Origin of the sequence: Bacillus sp. A01H (assembly GCF_045277205.1) — a bacterium.
GTDB lineage: Bacteria > Bacillota > Bacilli > Bacillales > Bacillaceae_G > Bacillus_A > Bacillus_A paranthracis.
In genome coordinates this window covers 4,166,553-4,181,234 of record NZ_CP117702.1, presented here as the reverse complement: position 1 = coordinate 4,181,234, position 14,682 = coordinate 4,166,553, and the positions used below count along the sequence as shown (strand labels likewise).

General features: G+C 35.8%; 20 protein-coding genes. 13 read left to right on the top strand and 7 right to left on the bottom strand.

The window, feature by feature from the left end; all coding sequences use genetic code 11:
• From gcvPA to PSR14_RS22060, 11 genes are all read left to right on the top strand, one after another.
• Entirely contained in the window at nucleotides 1-1,344 is a 1,344-nt protein-coding gene (gene gcvPA / locus PSR14_RS22110) for an aminomethyl-transferring glycine dehydrogenase subunit 1 (protein WP_000903231.1), read from the top strand.
• Nucleotides 1,341-2,816: an aminomethyl-transferring glycine dehydrogenase subunit 2 gene (gene gcvPB / locus PSR14_RS22105; RefSeq protein WP_000795696.1), complete on the top strand. Its 1,476-nt coding sequence runs from the start codon at nucleotides 1,341-1,343 to the stop codon at nucleotides 2,814-2,816. Before gcvPA ends, gcvPB begins: the two co-directional genes overlap by 4 nt.
• A 361-nt stretch (nucleotides 2,817-3,177) precedes the next feature.
• The gene (locus PSR14_RS22100; protein ID WP_000262495.1) at nucleotides 3,178-3,381 is read left to right on the top strand and encodes a DUF3929 family protein; all 204 of its coding nucleotides are present in this window, start codon (nucleotides 3,178-3,180) and stop codon (nucleotides 3,379-3,381) included.
• A 70-nt stretch (nucleotides 3,382-3,451) separates the two neighbouring features.
• Nucleotides 3,452-3,643, top strand: a complete 192-nt coding sequence (locus tag PSR14_RS22095; protein WP_000535935.1) for a hypothetical protein — start codon at nucleotides 3,452-3,454, stop codon at nucleotides 3,641-3,643.
• Between the two features lie 116 nt (nucleotides 3,644-3,759).
• Nucleotides 3,760-4,134, top strand: coding sequence for a GntR family transcriptional regulator (locus PSR14_RS22090; RefSeq protein WP_001021352.1), 375 nt, complete (start codon nucleotides 3,760-3,762; stop codon nucleotides 4,132-4,134).
• 3 nt (nucleotides 4,135-4,137) lie between these two features.
• Nucleotides 4,138-5,010 (top strand): ABC transporter ATP-binding protein, encoded by an 873-nt coding sequence (locus tag PSR14_RS22085; protein ID WP_000891296.1) that lies wholly within the window; start codon nucleotides 4,138-4,140, stop codon nucleotides 5,008-5,010.
• Nucleotides 4,991-5,659, top strand: coding sequence for an ABC-2 transporter permease (locus PSR14_RS22080; RefSeq protein ID WP_098487578.1), 669 nt, complete (start codon nucleotides 4,991-4,993; stop codon nucleotides 5,657-5,659). The genes PSR14_RS22085 and PSR14_RS22080 overlap by 20 nt, the downstream gene beginning before the upstream one ends.
• Before the next feature lie 14 nt (nucleotides 5,660-5,673).
• On the top strand, nucleotides 5,674-6,306 hold the full coding sequence (locus tag PSR14_RS22075) for an ABC-2 transporter permease (RefSeq protein WP_001186556.1): 633 nt from the start codon (nucleotides 5,674-5,676) through the stop codon (nucleotides 6,304-6,306).
• Nucleotides 6,307-6,338: 32 nt separating this feature from the next.
• Nucleotides 6,339-6,962, top strand: a complete 624-nt coding sequence (locus PSR14_RS22070) for an ABC-2 transporter permease (RefSeq protein ID WP_000595387.1) — start codon at nucleotides 6,339-6,341, stop codon at nucleotides 6,960-6,962.
• A 13-nt stretch (nucleotides 6,963-6,975) separates the two neighbouring features.
• Nucleotides 6,976-7,569, top strand: a complete 594-nt coding sequence (locus PSR14_RS22065; protein ID WP_000811438.1) for an ABC-2 transporter permease — start codon at nucleotides 6,976-6,978, stop codon at nucleotides 7,567-7,569.
• A gap of 403 nt (nucleotides 7,570-7,972) precedes the next feature.
• The gene (locus PSR14_RS22060) at nucleotides 7,973-8,158 is read left to right on the top strand and encodes a hypothetical protein (RefSeq protein ID WP_061185686.1); all 186 of its coding nucleotides are present in this window, start codon (nucleotides 7,973-7,975) and stop codon (nucleotides 8,156-8,158) included.
• 16 nt (nucleotides 8,159-8,174) lie between these two features.
• Here the strand turns inward: PSR14_RS22060 and PSR14_RS22055 are convergent, their stop codons facing one another.
• The 6 genes from PSR14_RS22055 to PSR14_RS22030 all read right to left on the bottom strand — a co-directional run bounded on the left by PSR14_RS22055 (nucleotide 8,175) and on the right by PSR14_RS22030 (nucleotide 11,459).
• Nucleotides 8,175-8,432, bottom strand: a complete 258-nt coding sequence (locus tag PSR14_RS22055) for a DUF3975 family protein (RefSeq protein ID WP_000265386.1) — start codon at nucleotides 8,430-8,432, stop codon at nucleotides 8,175-8,177.
• A gap of 15 nt (nucleotides 8,433-8,447) precedes the next feature.
• Nucleotides 8,448-8,762: a multidrug efflux SMR transporter gene (locus PSR14_RS22050; protein WP_098487579.1), complete on the bottom strand. Its 315-nt coding sequence runs from the start codon at nucleotides 8,760-8,762 to the stop codon at nucleotides 8,448-8,450.
• Nucleotide 8,763: 1 nt separating this feature from the next.
• Nucleotides 8,764-9,096, bottom strand: coding sequence for a multidrug efflux SMR transporter (locus PSR14_RS22045; protein ID WP_000312349.1), 333 nt, complete (start codon nucleotides 9,094-9,096; stop codon nucleotides 8,764-8,766).
• A gap of 71 nt (nucleotides 9,097-9,167) precedes the next feature.
• The gene (locus PSR14_RS22040) at nucleotides 9,168-9,749 is read right to left on the bottom strand and encodes a TetR/AcrR family transcriptional regulator (RefSeq protein ID WP_061132209.1); all 582 of its coding nucleotides are present in this window, start codon (nucleotides 9,747-9,749) and stop codon (nucleotides 9,168-9,170) included.
• Nucleotides 9,750-9,845: 96 nt separating this feature from the next.
• Nucleotides 9,846-10,823, bottom strand: a complete 978-nt coding sequence (locus PSR14_RS22035; protein WP_061132210.1) for a LacI family DNA-binding transcriptional regulator — start codon at nucleotides 10,821-10,823, stop codon at nucleotides 9,846-9,848.
• Nucleotides 10,824-11,075: 252 nt separating this feature from the next.
• The gene (locus PSR14_RS22030) at nucleotides 11,076-11,459 is read right to left on the bottom strand and encodes a rhodanese-like domain-containing protein (protein ID WP_000108655.1); all 384 of its coding nucleotides are present in this window, start codon (nucleotides 11,457-11,459) and stop codon (nucleotides 11,076-11,078) included.
• 170 nt (nucleotides 11,460-11,629) lie between these two features.
• Between PSR14_RS22030 and PSR14_RS22025 the strand changes: the two genes are divergently transcribed.
• Nucleotides 11,630-12,466: a biotin/lipoate A/B protein ligase family protein gene (locus PSR14_RS22025; RefSeq protein ID WP_000514079.1), complete on the top strand. Its 837-nt coding sequence runs from the start codon at nucleotides 11,630-11,632 to the stop codon at nucleotides 12,464-12,466.
• 28 nt (nucleotides 12,467-12,494) lie between these two features.
• Here the strand turns inward: PSR14_RS22025 and PSR14_RS22020 are convergent, their stop codons facing one another.
• Nucleotides 12,495-13,337: a hypothetical protein gene (locus tag PSR14_RS22020; RefSeq protein WP_061132211.1), complete on the bottom strand. Its 843-nt coding sequence runs from the start codon at nucleotides 13,335-13,337 to the stop codon at nucleotides 12,495-12,497.
• A gap of 271 nt (nucleotides 13,338-13,608) precedes the next feature.
• On the opposite strand from PSR14_RS22020, the gene splB reads away from it, so the two are divergent.
• Nucleotides 13,609-14,634 (top strand): spore photoproduct lyase, encoded by a 1,026-nt coding sequence (splB, locus tag PSR14_RS22015; RefSeq protein WP_000802120.1) that lies wholly within the window; start codon nucleotides 13,609-13,611, stop codon nucleotides 14,632-14,634.
• Nucleotides 14,635-14,682: the final 48 nt, after the last annotated feature.

The following is a 14,682-nucleotide window of genomic DNA, read 5'->3' as shown; positions in this document are numbered from 1 at the left end:
ATGTTGCATCGTTATCTTCCAATGACAGAAGAAGACAAAAAAGAAATGTTACAAACGATCGGCGTTCAAACGATCGATGAGTTATTCTCTGATATTCCAGAGAGTGTTCGTTTTAAAGGGGATTTAAAAATTAAAGAAGCAAAATCAGAGCCAGAGCTTTTAAAAGAGTTATCTCAAATGGCTAGTAAAAATGCGAACTTAAAAGAGTATGCTTCTTTCTTAGGAGCAGGCGTATACGACCATTACGCTCCAGTAATCGTAGATCATGTTATCTCTCGCTCAGAATTTTATACAGCTTACACGCCATACCAACCGGAAATTTCACAAGGGGAATTACAAGCAATTTTTGAATTCCAAACAATGATTTGTGAATTAACAGGAATGGATGTAGCAAACTCTTCTATGTACGACGGAGGTACAGCTTTAGCTGAAGCGGCAATGCTAGCAGCTGGCCATACTCGTAAAAAGAAAATTCTTGTATCTAGCGCAGTTCATCCAGAATCAAGAGCTGTACTTGAAACGTATGCAAAAGGTCAACATCTTGAAGTTGTTGAAATTAATCATAAAGATGGTGTAACAGATTTAGACGTATTACAAAGTGAAGTAGATGATACAGTTGCTTGTGTAATCGTTCAATATCCAAACTTCTTCGGACAAGTTGAAAAATTAGCTGATATTGAAAAAATCGTTCATCAACAAAAATCATTATTTATCGTTTCTTCAAATCCATTATCATTAGGCGCATTAACACCACCAGGAAAATTTGGTGCTGATATTGTCATCGGTGATGCACAACCATTTGGTATCCCAACGCAGTTTGGTGGACCACACTGTGGTTACTTTGCAACAACGAAAGCATTCATGCGTAAAATTCCAGGGCGTCTTGTCGGACAAACTGTAGATTCAGATGGTAAACGTGGATTTGTATTAACGTTACAAGCACGTGAACAGCATATTCGCCGTGACAAAGCGACGTCTAACATTTGTTCAAACCAAGCGTTAAATGCATTAGCAGCATCAGTTGCAATGACGGCACTTGGTAAACAAGGTGTGAAAGAAATGGCACGTCAAAACATTTCTAAAGCACAATATGCAAAACGTCAATTTGAAGCGAAAGGCTTCACAGTTACATTTGCTGGACCATTCTTCAATGAGTTCGTTGTAGATTGCAAGCGCCCAGTGAAAGAAGTAAACGATGCATTATTACAAAAGAATATTATCGGCGGTTACGACCTAGGCCGTGATTATAAAGAGCATGAGAACCATATGCTTGTAGCAGTAACTGAGCTTCGTACAAAAGAGGAAATTGACACACTTGTAAACGAAATGGGGGCTATCCAATGAAGAACCAAGACCAAGCACTTATCTTTGAAGTAAGTAAAGAAGGACGCATAGGATATAGCCTACCAAAATTAGATGTAGAAGAAGTGAAACTAGAAGATGTATTTGAGAGCGATTATATTCGAGTAGAAGATGCAGAGCTACCAGAAGTATCTGAACTTGATATTATGCGCCACTATACAGCACTTTCAAACCGTAACCACGGTGTTGATTCTGGTTTCTATCCACTTGGATCTTGTACGATGAAATATAATCCGAAAATTAATGAGAGTGTAGCTCGTTTCGCAGGATTTGCAAATATTCATCCGTTGCAAGATGAAAAGACAGTACAAGGTGCAATGGAATTAATGTACGATTTACAAGAGCATTTAATTGAAATTACAGGTATGGATACTGTTACATTACAACCAGCAGCTGGTGCACACGGAGAATGGACAGGCTTAATGTTAATTCGTGCATACCATGAAGCAAATGGTGACTTTAACCGTACGAAAGTAATTGTTCCTGACTCTGCTCACGGAACGAACCCAGCATCTGCAACTGTAGCTGGTTTTGAAACAATTACAGTAAAATCAAATGAACATGGTCTTGTTGACTTAGAAGATTTAAAACGTGTTGTAAATGAAGAAACAGCAGCACTTATGTTAACAAACCCTAATACATTAGGTTTATTCGAAGAAAATATTTTAGAAATGGCAGAAATCGTCCATAACGCAGGCGGTAAATTATACTATGATGGTGCAAACTTAAATGCGGTATTAAGCCAAGCGCGCCCAGGAGATATGGGGTTTGACGTTGTGCATCTAAACCTTCATAAAACATTTACAGGTCCTCACGGCGGCGGCGGCCCAGGTTCTGGTCCAGTAGGTGTGAAAGCTGATTTAATTCCGTACTTACCAAAACCAATTTTAGAGAAAACGGAAGATGGCTATCGCTTTAACTATGATCGTCCAGAAGCAATTGGGCGCGTAAAACCATTCTACGGTAACTTCGGTATTAACGTTCGTGCATACACATACATTCGTTCTATGGGGCCAGATGGACTACGTGCAGTAACAGAGTATGCGGTATTAAATGCGAACTATATGATGAGAAGATTAGCACCATTTTATGATCTTCCATTCGATAGACATTGTAAGCATGAGTTTGTATTATCAGGTCGTCGTCAAAAGAAACTTGGTGTACGTACATTAGATATCGCAAAACGTCTGCTTGATTTCGGTTACCATCCACCAACAATTTACTTCCCATTAAATGTGGAAGAATGTATTATGATTGAGCCGACGGAAACAGAATCAAAAGAAACATTAGACGGTTTCATTGATAAGATGATTCAAATCGCTAAAGAAGTAGAAGAAAATCCAGAAGTTGTACAAGAAGCACCTCATACAACAGTCATTAAACGTTTAGATGAAACGATGGCTGCACGTAAACCAGTTTTACGTTATGAAAAGCCAGCTCCTGTACAAGTTTGATTAGAATAACAAAGGAAGAACTCGCTATATGCGAGTTCTTTTTTTGTATGGAGAATTTGTTCCGCAATTTGTGGCCTGGTAATCAGTAGAGATGAACAAAAACACCCACTGATTAAAGTTTCACTTTATGCAGAAGTGGTGAAGAAAATGTTAAAAATTTATATTTTTTGTTTCATAATGGTGTAAAGAGGCAGTTTTATAGGTGATTTTGTTGAAAAAGTCAGTTTGATAAAAGTATTTATTTTTGTTAGAATTTTATTGAAATTAAGAAGGTGTGATGAGGCAAAAATTACTCATTTTTATGTATATGTGAAAAAACGAGCAAGACGGGGGTGAAAGTGTGGGATATCGATGTTATAGGATGGTATACCATTTAGAAAATGGAGAAACAATTAAAGATGTAAAAGAATTTTGTTACCGAGATCAAGGAAAAGTACTAGAAAGAGTAGCGCATCGTGTAATGGATAATAGAGAAGTGACGGCAATTGATAAGCAAGGAACGATCATTTCAATAGCATGTGAGGACATTGTAAAGGTGGAACTTGATTACATAACAGAAAGTTAACCTTGAGTCATATCGAATTATTCGATAAAATATACTGTTGAATGGTGAAGTGAGAAGAGAGGAGTTTATCATGGGTAGTACAAGACACTTTTATATGTTTATCTTAGCGTTTGTTCTTGTTGTGGCATTAACGATTTATTTAATTGTTGATAGCACTTGGTACAACACAGTTCATCCGGCGTTCCTTCTGTTTATGTATGTAGGAATTGCGGTAGTGAGTTTCGGAATGAGAGATGAGATGTTAGATCGCTTTGAAAAGTGATACATATACGAAAGACCAACAGGAAAATGTTGGTCTTTTTTTCTTGCCAAAAATAGGATGGTGTGTATATACTGTATATATAAGGTATATACAGTATATACACACTGGAGGAAAACATGAATATTATTATTTCGAATTCTTCCCAAGACCCTATTTATGTACAGATAAGAAAACAATTAAGCCAGCTTATTTTAAATGGTGGTTTAAAGGGTGGAGACCAATTACCGTCTATTCGTAGCTTAGCAAAGGAATTACAAATTAGTGTAATTACTACGAAGCGTGCGTACGAGGAGCTTGAGAAAGAAGGATATATAGAAACTGTTGCTGGGAAGGGGACTTATGTTTCACGTAAAAATAATGAACTATTAAAAGAACAAAGGCTTCGTCTATTGGAAAGTAAAGCGGAAGAGATTGTAAATGAAAGTAAAGCGTTACAGCTTTCACTTGAAGAATTACAGCAGATGATTGCGTGTTTATATGAGGGGGAATAAGAGATGTTAGAGTTAAAAAACGTATGTAAAAGCTATGAAGATTTTGCAGTAAAAAATATAAGTTTTACATTACCACGCGGATATATTATGGGATTTGTCGGACCGAACGGGGCCGGGAAAAGTACGACGATCAAAATGATTATGAATTTAATTCGAAAAGATAGCGGCGATATAAAAATTTTTGGCAAGGACAACAAGAAAGCCGAAAAGGAAATAAAGCAAAATATCGGCTTTGTATATGATGAAAATCATTATTACGAAGATTTAACGTGTGAGCAAATGAAGCGTATTATTGCACCGTTATATAAAAAGTGGGATGAAGAGCAGTATCAATCGTATATGCATAGATTGCAAGTTCCGAAGTATAAAAAAATTAAAGAATTATCAAAAGGAATGAAAATGAAATTTGCGATTGCCATCGCGCTCTCGCACCACGCAGAATTTATCATCATGGATGAACCAACAGCAGGATTAGATCCAGTTGTTCGAAGTGAATTACTTGATATGTTGCAAGAAATTGTAATGGAAGATGAAGTATCGGTATTATTCTCAACGCACATTACAACAGATTTAGAGCGCATTGCAGATTATATTACGTTTATCAACGATGGAGAAATTATATTTACTGGTGAAAAAGAAGACTTGATGGAGAACTACGTAATCGTAAAAGGAAGTAATGATTTATTAGATCGAGAAGGAAAAGAACTATTTGTTGGATTACGAAAAAATAAATTTGGTTTTGAAGGTTTAGCGAAGGATAAACAAGCAATTATCGACTGGTTTGGAAATGAGGTTGTATTAGAAAAGCCTACATTAGATGATATTATCGTTTACACTGCGAAAGGGAGAGGTGCCTATGCGTCAGCTCGTATATAAAGATTTGTTCTTTTTTCGGGTAATGTGGTTAGTGAATTTTGTTATGCCTCTTTTGTTTTTTATGTTAGAGCCAAGTGGTGAATTTTTATTTCCGATGAGTTGTCTATTTATAACCCTTTCCTCCGTTATGACGTTAACCTTTATGGATGAAAGAAATAAAAGTGACATTATTATAAATAGTTTACCAGTAAGTCGAAAGGATATCATTATTGCTAGATATATTTCCTGTGCAATATTTATTGTCGGTGCCATTCTTTCTACGATGTTAGTTGTTTTTCTTATAAGAGGCATTGTGGTAATTGGTGATATCGGTACATACCATCCGAATCTATACATTGAAATTCCATGGTATGAAGTAATAAATGGAGCTGTTTACGCCTTGCTTTTTGTTGCAATGTTTTTCCCCAGTTATTATGGTACAAAATCAAAGGTAGTGAGAAGTATAGTATCAGCAGCATCAATGGGAGTAGGTGTAATTATTTGGCTATTTATTAGTGATGGATTGGATGAAACAACGCCTCCATTCATGGAGTGGATTATGAACCCGGTGCATATTGGTGTATTTATAATTGGAGGAATTATATTAGCTAGTGTCTATATCGTTTCTATGCTTCTTACAATTAAAATTTATGAAACGCGTGATTTATAGAGAGGAGAATTCATATGCAACAGTTGATTTTGAAGGAGTTTTTTTTACAGAAGAAGATGTTTCCTTTCTATTTTTTAATCCCTATTTTATCTATTTTTAAGAATTCCGTCGAACCAATGGGGATTGCAATAGGATTATTTATAACATGTAGTACAATTATTTATATTTCTTTTTATCATGAGGAGAAAAGTAAAACAGAAAAAGTATTAGTGAGTTTGCCTATAACGAGAAAAGAGATAGTTATATCTAAATATATTTCAAGCACATTATTTATTATAGCTGGTTTGAGTATAACTTTTATAGTCATAATATTAGGAAATATTTTATTAGACAGAGATATAGTTATTCCTGGATATGCAGTGTTTTCAGCAATAGTAGCAACTTTGATTTATTGTGTAGTAACGATACCGACTAATTACATTGGGGGATATAAAGTTATTACAGTCTTGAATTTGATTATGCTGTTTCCTTTAATAGGCATGATTGGTCTTATGTGCAATATTTTTGGTGATAAAACAATTATGTTAAAAGTACTTCACTCTCAAGAGGCTACGCAAGCAATGGGTGTTCTTGGTATTGGAGTATTAGTGAGTATATTCATATCAATGTTCCTCTCAATGAAAATGTTTCAGCAGGCAGAGTTATAGAAGGGACATTTTCATATTAGGAGGTGCAATACATGATCAAGCAATTAGTTTTAAAAGATATGATGATGCAAAGAAAGTTAGGGTTTGTTTATCTTATATGTTTGGTTTTCCTTGCTATTGTTGATTTTCGTAGTGATAGTTTTCTTATGACGATTAGCGTATCTATACCTTTTCTTAGCACGGTACTGTCAATGAGTTATGAGGGGAAAAATAAAAGTGAAACGATAGTAAATAGTTTACCGTTTGACCGTAAAGATCTTGTCATAGGGAAATACATATTTGTAAGTATTTTAGTTGCTCTAGGTGGATGTTTCTCACTAGTGATTGGTTTCATACAGTTGCAAAATGAGCATATGACTGGATTTATGCTATGGGGAGAAATTCTCGGAGGTATAACAGGTGGGTTTGTTTGTAGCATAATTGTACTTCCGATTGAATTCTCAGTAGGATATAGCAGTGCCAAACAAATTGCTCCGTTCGCCGGACTTGCATTGGGATATTTGAGTGGATTGATTGTAAGTAACGTTTGGTTAGATGTAGAAAATGCTTGGAACACGAGTCTAGTCGTAAATATTTGTTTTATAGCAGGGCTTCTTATTTTGTATGTTATGTCCATGTTACTCTCAATTAACTTATACAATGAGCGTGATTTATAAGGAGGGAGCGATTGTGAAGCAACTTATAATAAAAGACTTTATCGTGCAATGGAAGTATTTAATATGGCACTTAATATATCCTCTTTTCATGTATATGACATTAATAGACATGAAAAGTTTTTACATAATTATGTCAGCTATAATTCCAGTTATAGCAATTTTAAGAACATTTAATGACGATAAAAAATATAATAGTGAAGTAATAGTAAATAGTTTACCACTAGCAAGAACGCAAATTGTGTTAGCTAAATACATAATGGCACTTATTATTTTTATTATAAGTATGATAGTGTCTAGTCCTGTAGTAATTAATCGGTTTGAAGATGGAACTGTTGAATTTATAACGACAACAGTAATTACGATTTCTGGTTTTGTTTTTATATATTTAAGTTTTGTCTTACCGATGTTGTTTTGGGTTAGCTACAAAAAAGCTACTTTTATTACGTTTTTCATACTAATAGCACCGACAGCAATTGGTACCATGTTCTTTGAAATCAGCATGGAACAAATTCAACTATATAACAGCGTGTTATTCATTAGTTCAATATGCATGTTTATAATATCTATCTTCGTTTCAGTGAAATTGTATGAGAAGAGAGAATTTTAAAAGGTGCCTTATGTAAGGCATCTTCTTCAATAGCGACAATAGGAAAGTAAAAGTTTATCCCGCTTTAACGGGCAGTAAGACCCCCACCTCAAAATTCAGTGGAAGCAAAGAAGTTAGGTGGGGGATCAACTGTCCGTAAAAGTCCGATTGGTTCAACTAATAATCAGTGGGGGATGAACAAAACCCCCACTGATTAAAGTTTCACTTTATAAACAGAGAGGCTATTCGGTACAACATCTTTTGGAGTATGTAATATAAAGCTGAAAACGATAACGAGAATAAGAAAGAGGAAAAATAAAAATAGGATCTGTTTATGTACGGAATTTTGCATATTATCCACTCCTTTTTTAGGTAGTATGTCCAAAAGAAAGGAGTGTATGAAAAATTTTAGGAGGGGAGAATAATGAACAAAAGAAAATGGTTATATAGAATAGGGATATTTTTCGTTTCAATCGGTCTCATATTAGCAAATGTTTATTCAGATATACCACCGTTATTTCCTAGTTTGCATAAAGGGGTTGGTATAAGTATTGCCATAGTCGGTCTGTTTTGTCTTATTACATCAAACTTTTATAGAAAGTCTGAATGAATATAAAAAAGGACAGTTACTCTTTTTCAGAAGAACTGTCCTTTTTAAATAACTTATTCCATAGCCTGGCGATACTCCATATAATGACGATTGCAATGGAGGCAATAATGGACCAGACGATTGATATTATTTCAAGTGTCATGTTAGGAAGGAATGTGAGAATGGATACTACTTTATGAAACAACCATTCTATTATGTGAAAACTTATTTGTAATAGAATGACGATACTAAGTGTGATCCATGCTAACAGTTGCTTCCCTTTTTCTTTCCACATGACATTCACCTCACGTTAGCTTAATAGTTTTAAGCCAACAGTGCCGCATAGAATGCAGCTTAAGAAAGCAAGGCGACGCCAATCCGCTGATTCGCGGAAAATAAGGATGCCTAGAAGTGCACTTCCGGCAGTTCCGATTCCAGTCCAAATCGCGTAAGCAGTTCCCATCGGTAATGTGTTCATCGCAAGGGATAAGAAGAAGAAGCTTACGCCGAAGTTAGCAATTAAAATAACTTTTGGTGCCCAGCCTTTCTTTTCAGTGGCTACTTTCATAAAGAGTACACCAATAATTTCACAAATACCAGCTAGAATTAAAAATACCCAAGCCATTTTATGCGGCCTCCTTCGCTTCTTTTTCTTCTGTTACTCGCTTTAAACCAATTACGCCAAAGAAGATTAAACCAATTAATAATACTTTTACGATAGAGAATGGCTCTCCGAAAACGAAAATTTCTGTAAGAACGATTCCACCAGCTCCAATTCCAGTGAAGACTGCGTATACAGTACCAACAGGTAAATCTTTATAAGCTCTAAATAATAAGACGAAACTAATTGTAATTAATAACGCAACACCAGCCCATTCAAGTGGAGCCTCCGCGTGTTTTAATCCAATTACCCAAAAGATTTCAATAATACCAGCTAAGATTACATAAATCCATGCCATATGTCATTTCTCCTTCCTACCAGTCGTTAGGTAAAGGGCTTAAAAACGACGCATTGCAAAGGAGCAATCCGTCAGTTTGAAAGTCCACGCCAAAATACTTTCCAAGAAGCGTCTAAACGTGTCTCAAAACGATTTAAACCTGCGTATAGTAGTTCAACCATAAGACCGTCAAGTAAGCATAGAAAAGCCTCTAAGGCGTCTTTTACTTCAATGTTATGCAACTCATCTCGTTCGCTTGCTTTTTTAAATACAGGGAATAAAAGTTTTCCGACGTTTTCAATGTGTACATTTGCTTTATTAATAATTTGTTCGCGAAATGCATCAGGCGGAAAATAAGAAGTTCGTAACCAAAACATTGATTCTTCACTTTCACCAAATCGTTTTGCATAGCCCTTTAGTAGCTGTAAGAGCAATTCTTCAGTAGACGAATTGGAAAACTTTTCGATATCGCCTGTGAAGCTCTGTAAATCTTTTTGAAGAGCGGATTCTAAGCATATAAAATATAGCTCTTCTTTTCCTTTAAAGTGTGCGTAAATTGATGGTTTTTTAATCCCGACTTCTTGAGCAATATTTGCTAATGAAGTTCCTTCGTAGCCGTAGCGTGCGAAATGAGAAAGTGCTACAGCTTTAATGCGGTTTGCTGTCATTTTCATCCCCTACCTACCGTTCGTTAGGTTTATTATATGCGAGTAAAAATATAAAGTCAATAGGTGAAGAGCTGGAAAAGAGCGCTATAGGTAACGCTCTTATTAGACAGTATCTCGTTCGATTAAATGGAATGAAAGCTCTTTTGCGTTCCCGATAATTTGCTCGCTTTGGATTTGTTTATGGAATAAAGAAAACGCATGTGAGCCCATTTCGAGACCGGGATGTTCAATTGTTGAAATTTCTAACGCCTTTGAAATTTCATGATTATCAAATCCGAGGATAGCAAGATCTTCGGGTACTCGAAGACCTTGCTTTCGAGCCTCTGTTAATAAACCAGCTGCAACTTGATCGTTCGCTGTAAAAATAGCGGTTGGACGATTTTTCATGTTTACAATACGATGGAGTATTTGTGCACCGTCTTGCATTGTATAGCATTGGTGAAAAATCCATTCGGGATGTAACGTTTTGCCTTCGTTACGAAGTGTATCAGCAAACGCTTTTTCACGTTCCATAGAATTTACACTTGTTTTTCTTGCTAAACAAATCCCGATTTTTTCATGACCTTTATTGAGTAAATAGGCGGTGCCGAGACGGAAGCCTTCATAATGATCTACGTAGACAGATGAAATGAGGGGGTGGTGCATTTTTTCGCATGAAATAATAGGAGCAAATTTTGCGAAAGTTTCAATTTGTTCCCATGAACTCGTTCGAGAGCAAATAATCATCCCGTCGAATTGTTTCATTTTCATCATTTCCAGAACACGAATTTCTTCGATACTATCGTAATTCGTTTGACATAAATTAATGTGATATCCAGCTGCTAACGCTTCGTTACCGATTCCTTCAATAATGGTACTGAAGTATGGAAGGTTAATGAAAGGGAGCATAACACCGATCGTATATGTTTTTCCTTTTATTAAATGAATAGCATTTATATTTTTGGCATAGTTCAATTCTTCAACAGCATCTAGAACACGCTTACGTTTTTCTTCTTTTACGTAAGGGTGATTATTCAGGACGCGAGAAACAGTTGATATGGATACACCAGCGGTTTTTGCAATTTGTTTTATATTGGCCATATGTATCACCTCTTCCTCTTATTATAAAGGGAAAATAATAAGAATGAAAAAAATCTTGACCTGAAAAGCTTTTCACAAACTATGTTATAAATATGACTTCTGTTATTCGCGTAACCTTTTTATTTGGGCGTGAGAATGATAGGGGTCTTTCTTGCGTCTATAAAAGAATTTTTGTCAAAATGTGTGAGAATAACGTGGAAAGTTTTCAAATGAAAAAACTAGCTGAATTATTCAGCTAGTTTTTGTATGTTATTATTTCTTTTTAATTTTTCCAGTCCACGTTTTAAATCCACCTTGTAATTGGTAGAAATCTTTGTAGCCTTGTTTCTTTAAGTATTGAGCCGCACGACCGGTACGGAATCCACTTTGACAGTATAAGTAAACTGGTTGATCTTTACGAAGTTCTTTATGACGAAGGCGAATTTGTGATAACGGAATGTTACGTGCGCCTAAAATATGCCCTGCAGTATATTCGTCTGCTTCGCGAATATCGATAAGCTGTGCTTTACGGTAGCCAGCGCGAAACTCTTCTTCTGAAAGTGTTGTAATTAATTTCTTCTGATAGAAATACATCCATACAGTGTAACCGATGAACGCTACGATTACGGCTAATAAAATAATCCAAGTTGTTGACACGATTCTATCGCTCCCTTTTTTCTTATCCTACTTTCAATATTATAATGCCCGTATGTATTTATGCAACAGATTCATTTGTATATAAGAAGAAATTTCGTATTCTTTCACAAATTTTGTCGAATTTGGTAGACTAGAGAATGTGAAAAATAATTGGTTATATGAGGTGCAGGATGGGAAAAGAAAAATGGTGTTATATTAACTCTGGTCAATGTTCACCGGCATTTAATATGGCGTTAGATGAATGTCTATTAAATTGGCAAAGTGAAAAGAAAATGCCACCAACTATTCGCTTTTATGAATGGGAAGTACCAACATTAACAGTCGGATATTTCCAGCGTGTTGAAAAAGATATTAATATGGATGTAGTTAACGAAAAGAAATATGGATTCGTTCGTCGTCAAACAGGCGGCAGGGGTGTACTACATGATAAAGAATTAACGTACAGTGTTATTGTGTCTGAAGATCATCCAAATATGCCAAAAACAGTTACAGAAGCGTATCGTGTTATTTCGCAAGGTTTATTAGATGGTTTTAAAGCATTAGGGTTAGAAGCGTATTATGCAGTTCCAAAAACAGAAGCAGATCGTGAAAATTTAAAAAATCCACGTTCAGGCGTATGTTTTGATGCGCCGTCTTGGTATGAAATTGTAGTAGAAGGAAGAAAAATCGCAGGTAGTGCGCAAACACGTCAAAAAGGCGTTATTTTACAGCACGGGTCGATTCCATTAGAAATAGATTTAGATGAGTTATATGATCTGTTTTTATTCCCGAATGAACGTGTGAAAGAACGTATGAAGAGTATGTTCTCATCTAAAGCGGTAGCAATTAATGAATTAACAGACCGTACGTTTACAATCGAGCAGTTAATTAAAGCGTTTGAGGTTGGGTTTGAAAAAGGATTAGATGTAGAGCTTGTTCCGTATGAATTAACAGAAGAACAATTACATGAAGTGCAAACGTTAGCAAAAGAAAAGTATGAAAGTAAAGAATGGAATTATAAAAAATAAGAGGTGGCAATTGCCGCCTCTTATTTTTTTATAGTAAATTAAGTACTTTTTCTACTTTGATTCCTTTATCTTGTAAAGAACGAAGGCGATTGACAACGTCCATAATTTCTTTGTCAAATGTAACGCTAATACCTTGGCTTTGTAGTTCTTCTTTTAAGCCTTCAATAGAATCATCTATGTCGATGCCAAGCTCGTAATCTTGACAAACTTCAATTGTCTTTTTCACGAGTTTCACATAATTTTCTTGTAGTTTTGAATTTGTTTCAGTCAAAGCAGGTTGCTTCGGTTTTGCAGGCGCGACCGGTGCTGTCTCTTGCTTTGTAACCGGAGTTGGTACTTCTCGTTTCACAGGTGCTGGAGTAGATAATTCCACAGCTGCTTCTACACTTACTGGCTTCGGTGCCGGAGTAGGCTTCGGTGTTGGTGCTGTAGCAGGTGTTTCTACACGTGTAACAGGCTTTGGAGCAGGTGTAACTGCTTTTGGAGCTTCTACAACTACTTCTTTTTTCGGAGTAGTTTCTACAACTGTTTCTTCTTGTTCAGCAGCCTCTTTATTTTCTTTACTCCACATAACGCGTTCTATTTCTAGAGAAACATTATTTTTGTTCATCGCTGTTAATGTAACTTTACCAACTTCAGCGTTTCCAGTGAAATCAACAATTTTATAAATAACACTCTTGTTCCAATCCACGTTTCCGCTCAAAAATAATTCTTCGTTACATTTCGGCGTTAAGCCCTCGATTTTAATTTCTGCGTTTACACCGTTTTCACTATATACCATAATTAGCGAAGCATTTACATCTTCGTCTGCTAACATTAGTTCACGTACCATTTTGCCGGTGCGTACTTGCGTTTTCTTCTTAACTGACATCTAATTTCTCCTCTCAAAAATTCAGTAATAATAAAAAAATCGTATAACGAAAAATAATTGCTCACGAAGATTTATGATACCGATAATAAAAGCATCACGTCAACAATTAACTTTAATTATTTTGCATTTTTCTTATTTTCTTTATGAAATTTTTCAATTTGTAAAATTAGACAGAAGAAAAACAGCCTTTTGAAAGGCTGTTAAAACGTGGAAAACTTTAATGCGTTTTAATTTTTCCACGTTCCCCATACTAACGAGAGGAGGGAAGTATATGAAACCGTTTATGCCAAAACTCGTTTACTTTGAACCGAAGGCACTTGAATATCCACTTGGAAAAGAGCTATATGAGAAGTTTACGAAGATGGGACTAGAGATTCGTGAAACGACATCCCATAATCAAATTAGAAATTTGCCGGGTGAAAATGATTTGCAAAAGTATCGCAATGCAAAGGCGACACTTGTCGTTGGAGTGAGGAAGACATTAAAATTTGATACGTCAAAACCGTCAGCTGAATATGCAATTCCGCTTGCAACAGGGTGTATGGGACATTGTCATTATTGCTATTTGCAAACGACACTTGGGAGTAAGCCTTACGTTCGCGTGTATGTGAATCTTGATGAAATATTTGAGAAGGCACAGCAATATATGGATGAAAGAGCACCTGAAATAACAAGGTTTGAAGCTGCTTGTACATCAGATATCGTTGGGATCGATCATTTAACACATGCATTAAAGCGGGCGATCGAATTTATTGGAGAAAGTGAGCATGGGCGTTTACGTTTCGTTACGAAATATTCGCACGTTGATCATTTGTTAGATGCAAAACATAATGGGAAAACTCGTTTTAGGTTTAGTATTAATTCACGGTATGTAATTAAAAATTTTGAGCCGGGGACGTCACCCTTTGAAGAGCGTATTGAAGCAGCACGTAAAGTAGCAGGTGCTGGTTATCCACTTGGCTTTATAGTTGCGCCACTTTATATGCATGAAGGATGGGAAGAAGGATACCGTGAATTATTTGAACGACTGTACAATGCACTAAAAGATTTGTCCATACCGAATTTAACATTTGAATTAATTCAACATCGCTTTACAAAACCAGCAAAAAAGGTCATTCAAGAGCGTTATCCGAGTACGAAGCTTGAAATGGATGAAGAGAAGCGTAAATATAAATGGGGACGGTACGGCATTGGGAAATACGTATATAAAAAAGATGATGCGGAAGTATTGGAAGAAACGATAAGAGGTTATATATATAAGTTTTTCCCTGATGCAGAAATACAATACTTTACTTAAGAGAAGTCTGTATGCAAATACAGATTCTTTTTTGTTTTATATATTTAG